9 protein-coding genes are annotated in these 15,609 nt (G+C 67.3%); 5 read left to right on the forward strand and 4 right to left on the reverse strand.

The annotated features are described in order from the left end of the window. Position 1 precedes the first annotated feature (1 nt). From DELCS14_RS14880 to DELCS14_RS14895, 4 genes are all read right to left on the reverse strand, one after another. A complete protein-coding gene (locus DELCS14_RS14880) occupies positions 2-370 on the reverse strand; it encodes a response regulator (protein ID WP_013802379.1) in 369 nt (122 codons plus the stop codon). 185 nt (positions 371-555) lie between these two features. Next, entirely contained in the window at positions 556-1,371 is an 816-nt protein-coding gene (locus DELCS14_RS14885) for a metallophosphoesterase (RefSeq protein ID WP_013802380.1), read from the reverse strand. Positions 1,372-1,394: 23 nt separating this feature from the next. Next, the gene (locus tag DELCS14_RS14890) at positions 1,395-2,402 is read right to left on the reverse strand and encodes a diacylglycerol kinase family protein (protein WP_013802381.1); all 1,008 of its coding nucleotides are present in this window, start codon (positions 2,400-2,402) and stop codon (positions 1,395-1,397) included. A gap of 157 nt (positions 2,403-2,559) precedes the next feature. Next, complete coding sequence (locus DELCS14_RS14895) at positions 2,560-5,193, reverse strand: EAL domain-containing protein (RefSeq protein ID WP_043796148.1); 2,634 nt, start codon at positions 5,191-5,193, stop codon at positions 2,560-2,562. Between the two features lie 441 nt (positions 5,194-5,634). Between DELCS14_RS14895 and DELCS14_RS14900 the strand changes: the two genes are divergently transcribed. The 5 genes from DELCS14_RS14900 (at position 5,635) to DELCS14_RS14920 (ending at position 15,523) form a co-directional block, all read left to right on the forward strand. Further along, the gene (locus DELCS14_RS14900) at positions 5,635-6,129 is read left to right on the forward strand and encodes a YjfI family protein (RefSeq protein ID WP_228676753.1); all 495 of its coding nucleotides are present in this window, start codon (positions 5,635-5,637) and stop codon (positions 6,127-6,129) included. A 41-nt stretch (positions 6,130-6,170) separates the two neighbouring features. Then, complete coding sequence (locus tag DELCS14_RS14905) at positions 6,171-6,881, forward strand: PspA/IM30 family protein (RefSeq protein ID WP_013802384.1); 711 nt, start codon at positions 6,171-6,173, stop codon at positions 6,879-6,881. Positions 6,882-6,955: 74 nt separating this feature from the next. Then, entirely contained in the window at positions 6,956-7,624 is a 669-nt protein-coding gene (locus DELCS14_RS14910) for a hypothetical protein (RefSeq protein ID WP_013802385.1), read from the forward strand. Positions 7,625-7,722: 98 nt separating this feature from the next. Continuing rightward, positions 7,723-9,798, forward strand: coding sequence for a hypothetical protein (locus DELCS14_RS14915; RefSeq protein WP_012205645.1), 2,076 nt, complete (start codon positions 7,723-7,725; stop codon positions 9,796-9,798). A 136-nt stretch (positions 9,799-9,934) separates the two neighbouring features. Beyond that, complete coding sequence (locus DELCS14_RS14920; protein ID WP_228676754.1) at positions 9,935-15,523, forward strand: DNA repair ATPase; 5,589 nt, start codon at positions 9,935-9,937, stop codon at positions 15,521-15,523. Positions 15,524-15,609: the final 86 nt, after the last annotated feature.

The raw sequence follows: 15,609 nt of genomic DNA on the forward strand, positions 1-15,609 counted from the left end.
TTCAGTGGGCGGGGTTGCCGAGCGCTTCCTGGATGGAGTCCAGCAGCGTCTCCAGGTCCTCGATCTCGAAGGGCTTGAGTAGGGTCCGCACATGGGGGCCCCAGGCCATGGGGTAGGGCCCCAGGTCGTAGCCGGAGCACAGGATGATCCAGCGCTGGGCATCGGCCTCCAGCAGCTGCCGCGCCAGGTCGGTGCCTGACAGGCCGGGCAGGCTGACATCGGAAACCACCACGTCGAAAGGCTGGGCCGCATCCAGTTCCAGGGCCTGCTCGGCGGTGGCGCAACTGGTCACGAAGCGCGATTCGCTCTCCATCAGCAGGCCAATGGTTTCGCGCAGGTCGGCATTGTCTTCAACGTACAGGATTCGCATATCTCTTTGTTGCAGTGCATCATGCTGCTATCAAAAAGGCAGCATTGACGAGGGCTGATCATCCACACCCTCGGGCGGGCATCGCGTAGGACAGCATGCAAACTTTTCTGCCGCCGCCTGCATGGAGGCCGAGGCTATGGATTGTGCAATACAACGAAGAACGCCAGAACAAGGCTTGCGCGCGTTCAGCGGGTGGAGGCCTGCGGCGGGTCCAGAACATGCTTTTGCACGGGCAGGAATTCATCCGCCTGCCGTGAATAGTCCCAGCGCGTGAGCTCTCGGCGCCAGGCCGGGCCCTGTCCAGCCGAGTCCTCCTGCTGCTCCAGCGTGAACAGGCTGTTGGGCGCATGCGCGCGCAGCCGCAGCGATACCGCAGTGCCCGCCTGCGCCGCCCACAGCCCCGGCAGCGGCTGGACCAGGCCGGGGTCATGTCCATGGCCTGACAGCACCAACTGCGCTCCGGCGTCGCGCCAGGCCGCCAGGGCCGTTGCCGCGCGGTGCGGGCGGTGGCTGCGGTCCTGCGCATGGGCGGCTGCCAGCGGGTGGTGGCTGACCACAATGCGCCAGTCGCCGGGGCTGGCCTGCGCCAGCCTTTGGGCCACTTGCCGGATCTGGCTGGCCGACAGGCTGCCGCGCTGGTGGCGCCACCAGCGCGTGGTGTCCACGCCAATCACGCAAAAGCCCTGCTCTGCGCACCAGGGCTGCAGTTCGGCGCTGATCCAGCGGGCGTAGCGATCATGGGCATGGCCGCCCAGCCGCTCCCACCAGGCCAGCAACGGCAGATCGTGGTTGCCCGGCACAACCAGGCGGCGCGGTACGGGAAGGGCATCGAGAAACTCGCGCGCCTGGGCAAACTGCGCGGCCGTGGCACGCTGGGTCAGGTCGCCGGAGACCACCAGCAGCGCCACGGGCAGACGTGCGGCCAGTCTTGCCGCGGCGGCGCACACGGCCGGATCGTGGGCGCCGAAATGCAGGTCCGACATATGCATGAGCAAAGCCATGGGCGTTCCTTGTCCCTTGATGATCAGGAGGAGGGCCCGGCCTCGCCCGGCACGACCAGCCATAGCGGCTTCTCGCCCAGGCGAAAACGAATGGGCGGGGCCATCCATTCGCGCTCGCCATCAAAGGCCACCTTCAGGCGCCGCGGGCGCCGACCTGCGGGCTCTGCCACCAGCTCGGTGCAGGCCAGGCTGGCCACCGCATCGTCCTGCGCCAGCCGTCCCAACACGGCATTCCAGACCACGCGCGCCGGGGCCTCGCTGGCCTGCGGCAGCAGCAGCACGGCGGCCAGGTGCTGGCCGTCGGCCACGGCGCGGGCTTCGGCAATGCCCACGCGCTCCAGCTGCATCGGGTTGTTGCCCACGAACAGTGTGCTGGCCAGGTGCTCTTGCTGCTGCAGCGGCGCCTGGCGGTCGGAGCGCAGGGCGATGCGCCAGCGGCGCGCGCTGCCACCGCGAAGAATGCTCCAGATGGAGGCCGCAATGGCCACCAGCCGCGTGCGGCCAAAGCGTGTGGACGCGCGCTCGCGTTCGTCCAGCAGGCGCGGGTACAGGCCCAGGCTGGCGTTCACCAGGAACAGCCGTTCGTTGACCAAGCCCACGTTCACGGGCCGCATCTGGCCGGCCTGCAATGCCTGAAGAATGTCCTGCACGGCCTGGGCAGGCTCCAGCGACAGCGCCTGCTCGCGGGCGAAGTAGTTGAAGGTGCCCAGCGGAACCACGCCCATGGGCACGCCCCGCGCCCAGGCTGCGGCGGCCACCGCATTGATGGTGCCGTCACCGCCGGCGGCCACGACCAGGCCGCCATCCTGGCTGGCCCTGTCCACGGCGCGGGCGGCCAGGTGCACGATGTCGGCGCGTGCGCCAGGCACATGCCACTGCACGCTGCGCTGCTGCAGCGCGGGCACGCTGGTGAGGCGGGCGCGCAGCTGTTCCAGGTCGGCGCCTGGGCGCAGCGGCACGATCAGGTGGATGGGGCCGGCGGGGTCCAGACGGGGCGGGGGCTGCTGGCTCTCGGAATAGGTGGGCGTCATGGAAGGCGGGAGGCTGGAACAGGCGCCGATTGTTTCGTGGATTGCACCTGCATGTGCACCGGATCATGCAAGCGGCACACGTCAGCCAAAGCCGACAGGCAGGGCACCACAAGGCAGCAGCGGCTCACCAGCGACTCCCTGGTGGCTCACTGGTGGCTCACTCGTGCCAGGGAGAGCGGTACTCCAGCATCTGCGCCAGCGGCACCGGCCGCTCGAACAGATAGCCCTGTGCATGCTCGCAGCCCAGGGCGTGCAGCAGCCTGGCCTGGGCCTGCTCCTCCACGCCTTCGGCCACGACCTTGACGCCAAAGCCCTGGGCGATGCGCAGCACGGCGGTCACGATGGACTTGTCGGATTCGGACTCCGGCAACTGGCCGACGAAGCTCTGGTCGATCTTGATGCAGTCAAAGCGCAGGCGGCTGAGATAGGCCAGGGAGGAGTAGCCGGTGCCGAAGTCGTCAATGGCGATCTTCACGCCCAGCGCGCGGATGGCGGCAATGCGCTGCAGCGTGGCGTCGCTGTCGTCCAGCAGCATGGACTCCGTCAGCTCCAGGGTCAGCAGCCGGGCGGGCAGGCCGCTGGTGGCCAGTGCCTGCTCCAGTGTGGAGGCGAAGTCGGACTGGATGAGCTCGCGTGCCGACATGTTGACGTGCAGCTCGAAGTCAGCAGGCAGCCGGGGCAGGTGGGAGGCGATGTCGTGCGCCGCCGTGCGCAGCACCCATTCGCCCACGCTCAGGATCAGGTCCGACTCCTCGGCCACCGGAATGAAGACGCCGGGCGGCACCATGCCGCGCGTCGGGCTGTTCCAGCGCACCAGGGCCTCGGCGCCGACCATGCTGCCTGTGGCCAGGTCCACCACGGGCTGGTAGAACACGCGCAGCTCGTTGCGCTCCAGCGCCTGGCGCAGCTCCATGGCCAGCTGTGTGCGGCCCAGCATTTTCTGCGCCAGGCTGGGCTCGAACAGCAGGAAGGGGTGCGAGCCGCGCTGCGCCTCACCCAGCGCAATGCTGGCGTTGCGCAGCCACTCGGGCAGCGCGCCCGGCAGCAGCTCGCCGCTGACGGCGCCCGCGCAGGCGCGCAGCACGATGTCGTCCTTGCCCACGGAAAATGGCTGGTCGAAGATTTCCAGCAGATGGCGGCATTTGTCCTGCATCTGCTGCGGCGTGCAGTCATGCAGCCACAGCATGGCGAACTCGTTGCTGGCCGTGCGCGCCAACAGGGCAGGAAACTGCAGATGGTGGTTGCGCAGCCGCTCGGCCACGGCCCGCAGCAACTGCTCGCCCGTGCCGTGGCCCACATCGTCGCGGACGCTGCGGAAATTCTGCAGCTCCAGCAGGCACAGCGCGGCAGGGCAGGGCGTGTTGGCGGTGGATGCCGCATCGGCCTGCTCGATCAGGCCGGCGCGCGTGAGCAGCTGCGTCAGGCTGTCGTACTGCAGCAGGGTGCGCATGTGCTCGAAGGACTCCTGCAGCCGCTGCGCCATGTTGTGGAAGGCCGAAACCAGGGACGATGTCTCGACCAGGGACGTATCCGGCAGCGCCCCTACCGCGCTCCAGTCGCCCTTGGCCAGGCGGTTGGCCGCATCGGCCGTCACCGCCAGGGGGCGCAGCGCCCGGCGCAGGCACCACACACCCAGCCCCAGTCCCAGCAAGGCCAGGCCGAAAGCGAGGACCAGCGCATGCCGGCTGTCCGCCCGCATGCTGCTGACCAGATCGGATTCGGGCTGCAGCACCAGGATCCGCCAGTCGATGCCGCGTGCATCGTGGAATGCGGTGACCTGGCCATGGTAGATCTGCCCCTGTTCCTTGAAGCTCAGGTTGATGGTGTTCTGGGGGGCCGCTGGCGCCGACGGATCCGCGCTCAGATGGGGAGGCAACAGGGCGGCCAGGCTGCGCAGCGCAAGATCGGGACTTTCGGACAGCCGCAGGCGCACGGGCGGGTCATAGGGGCCTTCGCGCCGCTTCAGCACCGACAGCTCAGACGAGTGCGCCACCATGTAGCCCTGTGCGTCGACCACGGCGATATGGCCGTTGCCACGCAAGGGCTCGTCGCGCAGAAAGCGGTTCATGCTGCTCAGCCGCACATCGGCGGCCACCACGCCGGCCAGCTGGCCGGACACCCGCACGGACGTGGATGCGGAAATCGTGGTATCGCCGCGGTCGCCAGTCACCGTGTAGATGGGCGACCAGTGCGGGCCGTCTTTGTGGATGGCAGGCTGGTACCAGGGGCGCACGCGGGGGTCGTAGCCTGCAAGGCTGGACATGGGCGGGCCGGGCTCCAGCCCCTCGAAGATCTGCAGGGCGCCCTGGGTGCTGCGGTCCTGGAGAATCAGGCGGTAGCGGCCATCGGGCTCCAGCCGCACCCCCGTGTATTCGCCTTGTACGCCGCCAAAGCTCAACAGGCTGATCTGGTGGTGCTGGGCATACAGCTCGGTGAATGAGCGTGTCAGATAGCCATAGATGGGACGCAGGTCGCCGGGGGTGTAGAGCGCCTGCCGGGCCACGGTCTCGGCCAGAGCCTGCTGCACGCGCAGCGGTGTCTCCAGGTAATCGGCCAATTGGTGGCGCGTGGTGGTGGACAGGGAGTCGAGCAGCCGCAGGCTTTCGCGGTTGATGAGTTGGTCCACCTGGCGCTGCTGCCATGCCGCCAATAGCCCGGCCGTGACCACGAACACCGCTATGAAGGGGGCTGTGACTGCCGTGCGAAGTGAGAGCCTGAAGGCGGGCATGCAGAGGTTTCCGTAGCGTGCGCCGGGCAGCCAAGGGCCGGATCTGCCTGCGACAGCGGCCATTGTGCAGTGCCTTCGCAGCCCTGCGCCGCCGCCGCCGCAGTCCGCGCCTGGGCGCTCCTGTGGTTGATAGGAAAATTTGTTGATAAATGGTTTTCGGTAGAAAAAATGAATTCTTGATGGCGATTTACCAGAGCGCAAAGGCCGGGCCGTGGCCTGCGCAAAGCCAGCCATTGCGCCACTCGGCTTACATATCCGTTTACAAATTGATCGCCATTACATGTAGACATCACATGTAATGGCCGCTATGGTATCCGCATGGAACAAAAGACATCAGCCCATTACCAGCGCCTGCACCGGCAACGGCTGCGCGAACAGGGGCTGGTGAAAAAGGAGGTCTGGATTCTTCCAGAGTACGGCGCGGCATTGCAGCAATTGGAAAAGCAAATGCGCGTGCCGGGATTGCAACCGGAATCAATGGTTCTCATCCACAAGGAGGGCGGCATGGACAACAGCAGACAGGCATATCGGGATATTCACGCCTTGGCGGGCGATCTGCAGCAATCGGCACTGGTGCAGGGCGGCCGGCTCCATATCGAGGTGCTGGAAGGCGCAGACGCAAGTTTGCTGGTCAGCCTGCCCGAATTCGGCGATCTGCCGGTGCATGTGGCGCTCTCGGGCGACCAATTGGTGGTGGAGGCCTTTCTGTGGCCCGCCGACCAGGTGCACGACCGCGCCGGTCTCAACGAGCAAATGCTGCGCCTGCAAAAACTGTTTCCCTTCACCACGATGGCGCTGGAACCCCAGGCCCACGGCGGCGAGGGCTATGTGATGTTCGCCGCCCTGCATGCCAGCAGCAGCGAGGGCGACATCATTGCCGAGATCCTTACCCTGGCCGACAGCGTCATCCAGGCCACCGAGGCGCTCGCCCACTACCTGACGCCTGTGCCCGCACCCACATCCGCATCCGCATCCGCATCCGCATCCGTGCAGGCCTGACGCCCCGCCCGTTGAAGACACTGAGCCCCTAGGAGATCATCATGACCATCTGGAACAAGCTGGTGACAGCGTTGCGCGGCGCCGCCCACGAGGCCGGCGAGGCGGTGACTGACAGCCAGGCCCTGCGCATCCTGGACCAGGAAATCCGCGATGCCGACAGCGACCTGAACAAGTCCAAGGAAGCGCTGGCCGACATCATGGCCAAGCAGAAGCTGGCGGCCGGCAAGCTCAAGCAGACCCAGGAACGCATTGCCGAGTACGAGGGCTATGCCGTCAAGGCGCTGGACACCAGCGACGAGGCGCTGGCGCTGGAAGTGGCCGGCAAGGTCTCCGTGCTGGAGACCCAGCGCGACGAGGAGCAATCCCAGCTGGACGCCTACACGCAAAGCGTGGAGCAGCTGCGCGTGGCCATACAGACGGCGCAAACGCATATCAAGCGCCTCAAGCAGCAGGCCGACACGGTCAAGGCCACGGAAAGCGTGCAGCGCGCCCAGGCCACGGTGGCCGGCCGCTACGCAGGCTCGCAGACGCGCGTGCAAAGCGCGCTGGATTCTCTGGAGCGCATCAAGCAAAAGCAGGCCGAGCGCGGTGCGCGCATGGAAAGCGCGGCCGAGCTGGCGCGCGACAGCAGCGAAGACGCGCTGGATGCCAAGCTGCGCGCTGCCGGCATCACGCCCCAGGCGGGCAATGCGCAGTCGGTGCTGGAACGCCTGAAGGCGCAGCGCGCCGCAACTAACGGAAAAAGCGCTTGATGCGCGGCCGTTGTCCAGGCAGGCACTGCCAGGCCTGCCGCCTCGGCTGCCGGATTTGAGGGGAGGGGAAAAACATGTCTGCGTTCCTGCAATACGCGTTTGGCTTTCCGACTTTCATCTTTGGCGCCTTGCTGCTGTTCATGCTGCTGTACTGGCTGATCGCCATGCTGGGCCTGCTGGAGGTGGACTCGCTGGACCACTGGGTGCTGTTCGACGGCAGCGACCATGCGCACGGCGTGGAGCATTCGGTCAGCGCGCTGGCCGGGCTGCTGCTCAAGGTGGGCCTGGGCGGCATTCCGCTCACGGTCATCCTCACCGCGCTGTTCCTGATGTCCTGGCTGGCCTCGTATGTGCTGTGCCATTTCGTGCCCATGCCCCAGGGCTGGACCCTGGTGAACCTGCTGACCGGCTCCCTGGTGGCTGCGGCAGCCATGGTGCTGGGCTTTGCCGCCACCGTGCTGCTGCTGCGCCCGCTGCGGGGCATCGTCAACAAGGTGGCGCCTGCAGAGGAGCCCAAGGTGCTGCTGGGCCGCACCGGCCTGGTGCGCAGCGCCGTGGTGGACGGCACGCAGGGCTACGGCAGTGTCGAGGACGGCGGCGCGGGCCTGAACGTGCAGATGCGCTCGCCCGAGCGCGCACTGGGCCGGGGCACCGAGATCGTGCTCATCGAGCACCTGCCCGAGCACAACGCCTGGCGCGTGGTCAGCAAGGCCGAGTTCGACGGCACCGAGCTGCCGCGCTAGTTCCGGGATTCCCACAAGGCCCGAGCGTCCGTTCGGCGGGCGCGGCCTTTCCGTTTTTTCAGCGTTTTCACAGATAGCAATTCACAGGGGAGATTCGCATGAACATGAGCAACATGGAGTGGTACATCGTCGCTGGGGTGGTGATCGGTTCCGTCTTCGTCGTCATCCTCGGGCTGTTCGCCCTGGTCAAGGCCTTCTATATCAAGGTTCCGCAGGGCACGGCGCTGATCATCAACGACACCACGTCGCAGCCCAAGGTCAAGTTCACGGGCGGCCTGGTGCTGCCGGTGATCCACAAGAAGGAGTTCATGCAGATCTCGCTGCTGACGCTGGAGATCGACCGGCGCGGCAAGGAAGGCCTGATCTGCCGCGACAACATGCGCGCCGACATCACCGTGGCCTTCTACCTGCGCGTCAATGAAACGGCGGAAGACGTGCTCAAGGTGGCCAAGGCCATCGGCGTGGACCGGGCCTCGGACAAGACGGCCGTCAACGAGCTGTTCAACGCCAAGTTCTCCGAGGCGCTCAAGACCGTGGGCAAGCAGATCGAGTTCGTCAAGCTGTTCGAGAACCGCCAGGATTTCCGCGACCAGATCATCCATGTCATCGGCAACGACCTCAACGGCTATGTGCTGGAAGACGTGGCCATCGACTATCTGGAGCAGACGCCCAAGTCCTCGCTGGACCCCAACAACATCCTGGACGCCGAGGGCATCCGCAAGATCACCGAGCTGACGGCCAACCAGAACATCGTCACCAACGAGCTCGAGCGCAACTCCGACCTGGCCATCACCAAAAAGAACGTGGAGACCAAGGAAGCCATGCTGGCGCTGGAGCGCCAGCAGGCCGATGCCGAGGCGCGCCAAAAGCGCGAGATCGCCACCATCCAGGCCCGCGAGCAGGCCGAAACCCAGAAGGTGCAGGAAGAAGAGCGCCTGAAGGCCGAGCAGGCGCGCATCCAGACCCAGGAGCAACTGGACATCCGCGAGGAAAACCGCCAGCGCGAAGTGGCCGTGGCCCAGCAAAACCGTGAGCGTGCCGTGGTGATCGAGGTCGAGAAGGTCACGCGCGCCAAGGAGCTGGAGATCGTGGCCCGCCAGCGCGAGGTGGAGCTGCAGCGCATCGAGAAGGAAAAGGCCATCGAGGTCGAGAAGGCCAACATCGCCAACGTGGTGCGCGAGCGCGTGGTGGTGGAGAAGTCCGTGGCCCAGGAAGAGGAACGCATCAAGGAAGTGCGCGTGGTCTCCGAGGCCGAGCGCATGAAGCAGGTCACCGTGCTGACCGCCCAGGCCCAGGCCGAGGAAGACATGGTGCGCCAGGTCAAGAAGGCCGAGGCCGAAGAGGCTTCCTCGCGCCACAAGGCCGTGGAAGTCACGACCATGGCCCAGGCCGAGCTGGAAGCGGCCAGCAAGACCGCCGAAGCCAAGAAGAAGCTGGCCGAGGCCATCGAGGTCGAGCGCGCCGCGCCCGGCCTGGCCGATGCCAAGGTGCGCGAAGTCACCGCCGCAGCCCTGGAAAAGGAAGGCCTGGCCCAGGCCCGCGTGATTGCCGAGAAGCTGATGGCCGAAGCCAAGGGCCATCAGGAAAAGGGCCTGGCCGAGGCGCGCGTCATCGAGGCCACGGCCGACGCCAACGAAAAGCAGGGCCTGGCCGATGCCAAGGTGCTGGAAGAGCGCCTGCTGGCCCAGGCGCGCGGCGAAGCCCAGGTGGGCGCCACCAAGGCCACGGTCACGCGCGACGTGGGCATGTCCGAGGCCGATGTGCTGCGCGACAAGCTCTTCGCCGAGGCCAAGGGCCTGACCGAGAAGTTCACCGCGCTGGCCTCGCTGTCCGACCAGGCGCGCTCGCATGAGGAGTTCCGCATGCAGCTGGAGAAGAACTTCGAGCAGGCGCTGGCCGCCATCGAGGCCAACAAGAGCGTGGCCAAGGACCAGTCCGAGGTGCTGTCGGCCGCGCTCAGCAAGGCCAACATCGACATCGTGGGCGGCGAGGGAGCCTTCTTCGACAACTTCGCCAAGGCGCTGTCCGTGGGCAAGGCCGTGGAAGGCGTGGCGGGCAAGAGCCCCATCGTGCAGGACCTGATCAGCAAGTTCCTCAGCGGCAAGGGCGGCGCATCGCTGCTGAACGCGCTGGGCGACGGCAAGGGCCTGCCGCCCACGCAGAGGGTCGACTGAACGGGGCGGCCGCCCGGCCGCTCCCTCCACCGGCTGCCCAGCCTCCCGCATCCGCCTTCCTCCGCCTGCCTGCCTGCCAGTCAGCTGGCCGGGGAGGGCGTGAATGGTCCCTGACACGCGAAAGCCCGTGACGCCCATGTCCCAACCGTCCCCATCGTCCTCACAGTCCCTGTCCCCCGACACCGCGGCCTCCGCCGTGGACCAGGCAGTCGCCAGCGGCGGCTCCTACGAAGTGCTGGCCAAGCGCCTTGACGGCCAGGGGCAGGCGCTGGAGACGCTGGCACGCCAGCTCAACGAGGAGCGGCTGGAGGAATTCGGCCGCAGCCAGATGGAAGTCGTCGGGCGCATGCGCGTGCGCACCGAAAACAACTGCCTGGGCCGCGACATCGCCCAGGTCGGCGGCTACCTGCTGTTTGGCTACAACGTCTTCATGGGCCTGAAGCAGTCCACGCGCGTGGAAGACGTGTTCGTGCTGTACCGCCTGCACGAGGGAGAGCAGGGCTACGAGGTCACGCCGGTCGATCTCAAGGACAGCTTTCTGGGCATACAGAGCTTCGTGCAGGACTTCCAGGAGCTGTACGCCTACTACAAGAACACCCGGCTGATGCAGCTGGCCGTGCGCGACGGCAAGCTGCTGGCGAGCTTTCAGATTGGCGAGCGCCTGTCCGATGTGCGCGTATTCCGCTGGTCCGTGCCCGTCGATGGCCAGCCCATCCGCTACATAGACAACCGGGGCGAGCGCGACATCGAGCTGCCCGCACCGCATGACTTCGAGTGGCAGCGCGCCGGGCGCGAGCAACTGGTGCAGGGGCGCCACCCGCACATCAACGTGCTGGACAAGGTCTTCGTCGAGACCCTGGGCGGCACGCTGACCATCAAGGTCGAGAACAACACCAACGACGGACTGGGCATCTACAGCGAGCCCGTGCAGGAGAAGAACCAGTCGCTGGACGACGCCGTGTTCGAGTACGCCGCCGTCGGCAGCCTGATCCTGCTGAAGATCCTGCCCTACCGCGAAGAGCAGTGGCGCTACCTGATCTTCAACACCCTGTCGCGCCAGGTTCTGCGCATGGACGCCATCGGCGCGGCCTGCATCCAGCTGCCGCAGGACCACGGCATCATCTTCCCCGGCGGCTACTACCTGCAAAGCGGCGAGAACCGCTCGTTCGAGCAGAACATGCAGGGCATGCGCTACCGGCGCAGCATCCGCTCGCCCAACGGCGAGGATGTGCTCTACGTGTTCTACGAGCCCGAGAGCGGGCGCATGGCGCTGTTCAAGTACAACCTGATCGAGCGCGCGCTGCAGCCGCCCATCATCGGCCACGGCTATGCGCGCATGGACGACGGGCGCGTCGTCATCTTCGCGGCCGAGAGCAACGAGGCCTCGCGCGTGCACCCCATGCAGGTCTGGCGCACGCCCTTCGCCTCGGACGACTATGCGGCACGCCAGCCGCAGCGCGACAGCTTCCTGGGCCGCATCGGCAATGCCGAGCTGGTCAGCGGCATCTCCGACCTGTACAGCGTGCGCAAGGAAATCGCGGCCACCGAGGTCTCGCTGCCGCGCTACGAGCGCCTGATCGACGCCGCGCGCCGCCTGTTCGAGCGCTACCACTGGCTGGGCGCGCCGCAGCTCAAGGGCGTGCACGAGACCCTGCTGGGCATCGTCGCCACGGGTGATGCGGTCATCGACGAGTACGAGAAGGTCGAGAGCATCCGCAACGCCTCGGCCAAGGCCATGGGCGAGGTTTCCAGCCGCCACGGCCAGTTGCTCAAGACACTGCGGCTGGCCGACTGGAAAAGCATTGGCGAGTACGTGGACGCGCTCACCCAGCTGGGCCAGTTGCGCGGCCAGCTCATGGCCACGCGCGACCTGCGCTATGTGGACCAGGCCGCCATCGACACCATGGTGCAGGGCGTCAACGAGGCCCAGGCCGATGTCTCCCAGCGCACGGCCGCCTTCATTGCCACCGACGAGGCCATGCAGCCCTATGCCGACCAGCTGCAGGCACTGGACCAGGCCGCGCAGGCGGCAGCCACGGTGGCGCAGATCAACGAGCCGCTGGCGCGCATGGCCGACATGGCGGCCGCGCTGGACATGCTGTCCGAGCTCATGGGAAGCCTGTCCATCGACGACGCCACGCAGCGTACCCAGGTGGTGGATCGCATCTCGGCCGTCTACGCGCGCCTGAACCAGGTGCGTGCACGCGCCGAGCAGCGCCGGTCGGGCCTGGGTGGCGCCGAGAACGTGGCCCAGTTCGCCGCCCAGCTGGCGCTGTTCTCGCAAAGCATCGTCAGCGCCCTGGGCCTGGCGCAGACGCCCGAGAAATGCGACGAGCAGCTGGCGCGCCTGCTGGTGCAGCTGGAGGAGATCGAAAGCCGCTTCGGCGAGCACGAGCAGTTCCTCGGCGACATCATGGCCAAGCGCGAGGAGGTGCTGGAGAGCTTCGAGGCGCGCCGCCAGTCGCTGCAGGACGAGCGCCAGCGCAAGGCGCAGGGCGTGCTGGACGCGGCGCTGCGCATCGTGCAGAGCCTGCCCAAGCGCACCGAGAAACTGGTCAGTGCCGACGCGCTGCATGCCTTTTTTGCAGGCGATCCGCTGATCGGCAAGCTCAAGGAGCTGGCCCAGCGCCTGCGCGAGCAACTGCATGACCCGGTCAAGGCCGACGACATCGACGGCCGCGTCAAGAACCTGCGCGACCAGGCGTTTCGAGCGCTGCAGGACCGCACCGAGCTGTACGAAGGCGACGGCGCCATCATCCGCCTGGGCCGCCACCGCTTCAGCGTGGGCAACCAGGAGCTGGACCTGACCCTGCTGCCGCGCAACGGCGAACTGTTCCTGCACCTGGTCGGCACCGAGTATTTCGAGCCCATGGACAACCCGGAACTGGCCGCCCTGCAGGCCTACTGGGATGCCTCCACGCCGGCCGAATCGCCGCAGTTCTACCGGGGCGAATACCTGGTCCTGGAAGTGGTGCTGGCTGCGCGCCAGCGCCGTGACGGCTGGAGCGAGGCCCGGCTAGCCCAGTTGCTGCCCGACGAGGCGGCACTGACCCAGGCCATCCGCGAATTCTCCGCGCCGCGCTACCGCGAAGGCTATGAGCGCGGCATCCACGACCATGATGCGGCCCGCATCCTGCAGGTACTGCTGCCCCTGCGCGATGCCGCCGGCGTGCTGCGCTTTGCGCCCGACGCCCGTGCGCTGGCCCTGCTGTTCTGGAGCGCACAGGCCCAGGTGCAGCAGCCGCAGCTGGCTGCCGCCATGGCGCAGTGGCCGCTGCGCGCCCAGCAGGCCCAGGCCATGCAGCAGATGTTCGGCAGCGAGGCCGAACAACTGAGCCTGCGCACCGACATCTCCGAGCGCCTGCGCGCCTATGCCGAAGAGCGGGGCCTGCTGCGCGACCTGCTGCCAGGACAGGCGGCGCCCGCAGACAGCGATATCGACAGCCTGATCCACGGCGCCGCCGACTACCTGCAGGCCGAGCTGGCGCAAAAGGCCGTGCGCTTTTCCTTCTCCAGCTACAGCCAGTCGGCCATTGCCGCGCTGCAGGCTGCCGTGCAGCAGCAGGCCCAGCCGCTGCAGCGCTGGGAAGAAATGCAGGCCTACTGGCAGGGCGAGGACCGGCGCGACAAGGCCGTGGCGCCGCTGGACCAGCGCTGGCGCAGCGCGCTGCACTGGCTGCAGACCGCCTGCCGCACGCTGGACGACGGGCAAGGGCAGGCCTGGCTGGCCTATTGCGGCGAGGCTGCGGCATGGCTGTGCTGTGCCGGCCAGTTGCCCTGCAAGGTCAGCAGCGTGGACCTGCGCCACGAAGTGCCGGGCCTGCTGGGCCAGCATCCGCGCATTGCGGACGGCCGCATGTGGCTGCAGATCGACGACCTGGGCCAGCGCGCCGCGCGCCATTTTCGTACCTTTGTTCCCGAGTTCGGCCGCTACCAGGCGCTGCGCCAGCAACTGCTGCAGGACTGGCGCTCGCGCGTGCGGGTGGAGGAATTCAAGGCCCGGCCGCTGTCGTCCTTTGTGCGCAACCGGCTGATCAACGAGATCTACCTGCCCGTGATCGGCGACAACCTGGCCAAGCAGATCGGCGTGGCCGGCGAGAACAAGCGCACCGACCAGATGGGCCTGCTGATGATGATCTCGCCGCCCGGCTACGGCAAGACCACGCTGATGGAGTACGTGGCCAACCGGCTGGGCCTGATCTTCATGAAGATCAACGGCCCGGCGCTGGGCCACTCCGTGCGCTCGCTGGACCCGGCCCAGGCGCCGGACGCCACGGCGGCCAAGGAGCTGGAAAAGCTCAACCTGGCGCTGGAGATGGCCAACAACGTGATGCTGTACATCGACGACATACAGCACACGCACCCCGAGTTCCTGCAGAAATTCATCTCGCTGTCGGACGGCACGCGCCGCATCGAGGGCGTATGGAAGGGCCAGACCCGCACCCACGACATGCGCGGCAAGCGCTTTTGCGTGGTGATGTCGGGCAACCCGTACACCGAGTCGGGCGAGGTCTTCAAGATTCCCGACATGCTGGCCAACCGTGCCGACATCTACAACCTGGGCGATGTGCTGGGCGGCATGCAGGAGGTGTTCAAGCTCAGCTACATCGAAAACAGCATGACCTCGAACGCCGTGCTGGCGCCGATGGCCACGCGCAGCCTGCAGGACCTGTACCTGCTGCTGGACAAGGCGCAGGGCCGGGAGGTCTCGGGCAATGCGCTGTCGCACGACTACTCATCGGCCGAGCTGCGCGAGATCGAGGCCGTGCTGGCCCGCATGGTGCAGGTGCGTGAACTGGTGTTCAAGGTCAACCAGCAGTACATCCAGAGCGCCGCGCAGGACGACGGCTACCGCACCGAGCCGGCCTTCCGGCTGCAGGGCAGCTACCGCAACATGAACAAGCTGGCCGAGAAGATCACGCCCGTGATGAACGACCAGGAAATGCAGCAGATGCTGGCCGACCACTACCAGGGCGAAGCGCAGATGCTGACCACGGGCGCCGAGGAGAACCTGCTCAAGCTCGCCGAGCTGCGCGGGCAGATGAGCGACGAGGACAGCGCCCGCTGGCAGCAGATACGCCAGCAGTTCCTGCGCCGCCAGGCCGCAGGCGGCGCCAATGCCGACGCCGCCACGCGCGTGACGGCGCAACTGGTCGACCTGGTCGCCGCCACGCGCGAGGTGGCCCAGTCGGTGTCCCAGTCCCAGCAGCAGGCAGTGCAGGAAGACGCCGCCGGCCAGGCCCACGCATCGGCAGCGGCCGCGCAGGCCGCCGCCAGGGACGCTGACCAATCCCAGACGCTACAGGCGCTTCAGGCTCTGCTGGCGCGGCTGCTGCAAACCCAAAGCGCGGCAGGCGATTCGCTGCACGGCATACGCGAGCTGATGGCACAAAGGGCGGCCAGCGAGCCCGTCAGCACCCAGGCCAGCACCCCGTCGGAGGTACAGGCCGCCCAGGACCGTCAGGCCCTGGTCCACATGATGGGCCAACTGCTGACCCGGTCGCTGGCCCAATCCCTGGAGCCCGTGGTCACGCACCTGGACCAGGCCCGCCGCCAGCAGCTGGGCCTGCACCGCGTGCTGATGCAGGTGGCCACGCGCATGCAGGAGCAGATCGACGCCCAGCGCGCGGGCCGTCCAGTGCCGGCTGCGGGCGCCATACGCTCCGAGGAAATCGACAAGGCCTTCGAGCGCATGCAGCGCGGCGACGTGCCGCCTGCGGCCTAGGCGCATCGCCGGGGCAAAGCCGGGGCAGGGCGCACCGGCAAAGGCTGGGGCGCCTTGCTGGCGCTGCCTTCGCATGGGCCGGGGGC

The sequence above is a fragment of the Delftia sp. Cs1-4 genome, from assembly GCF_000214395.1.
Lineage (GTDB): Bacteria > Pseudomonadota > Gammaproteobacteria > Burkholderiales > Burkholderiaceae_C > Comamonas > Comamonas acidovorans.

Excerpts from the sequence above, each read along its gene's own strand:
- DELCS14_RS14880 (WP_013802379.1), bottom strand. The coding sequence starts at position 370 with ATGCGAATCCTGTACGTTGAAGACAATGCCGACCTGCGCGAAACCATT.
- DELCS14_RS14885 (WP_013802380.1), bottom strand. The coding sequence starts at position 1,371 with ATGGCTTTGCTCATGCATATGTCGGACCTGCATTTCGGCGCCCACGAT.
- DELCS14_RS14890 (WP_013802381.1), bottom strand. The coding sequence starts at position 2,402 with ATGACGCCCACCTATTCCGAGAGCCAGCAGCCCCCGCCCCGTCTGGAC.
- DELCS14_RS14895 (WP_043796148.1), bottom strand. The coding sequence starts at position 5,193 with ATGGCCGCTGTCGCAGGCAGATCCGGCCCTTGGCTGCCCGGCGCACGC.
- DELCS14_RS14900 (WP_228676753.1), top strand. The coding sequence starts at position 5,635 with ATGGACAACAGCAGACAGGCATATCGGGATATTCACGCCTTGGCGGGC.
- DELCS14_RS14905 (WP_013802384.1), top strand. The coding sequence starts at position 6,171 with ATGACCATCTGGAACAAGCTGGTGACAGCGTTGCGCGGCGCCGCCCAC.
- DELCS14_RS14910 (WP_013802385.1), top strand. The coding sequence starts at position 6,956 with ATGTCTGCGTTCCTGCAATACGCGTTTGGCTTTCCGACTTTCATCTTT.
- DELCS14_RS14915 (WP_012205645.1), top strand. The coding sequence starts at position 7,723 with ATGAACATGAGCAACATGGAGTGGTACATCGTCGCTGGGGTGGTGATC.
- DELCS14_RS14920 (WP_228676754.1), top strand. The coding sequence starts at position 9,935 with ATGTCCCAACCGTCCCCATCGTCCTCACAGTCCCTGTCCCCCGACACC.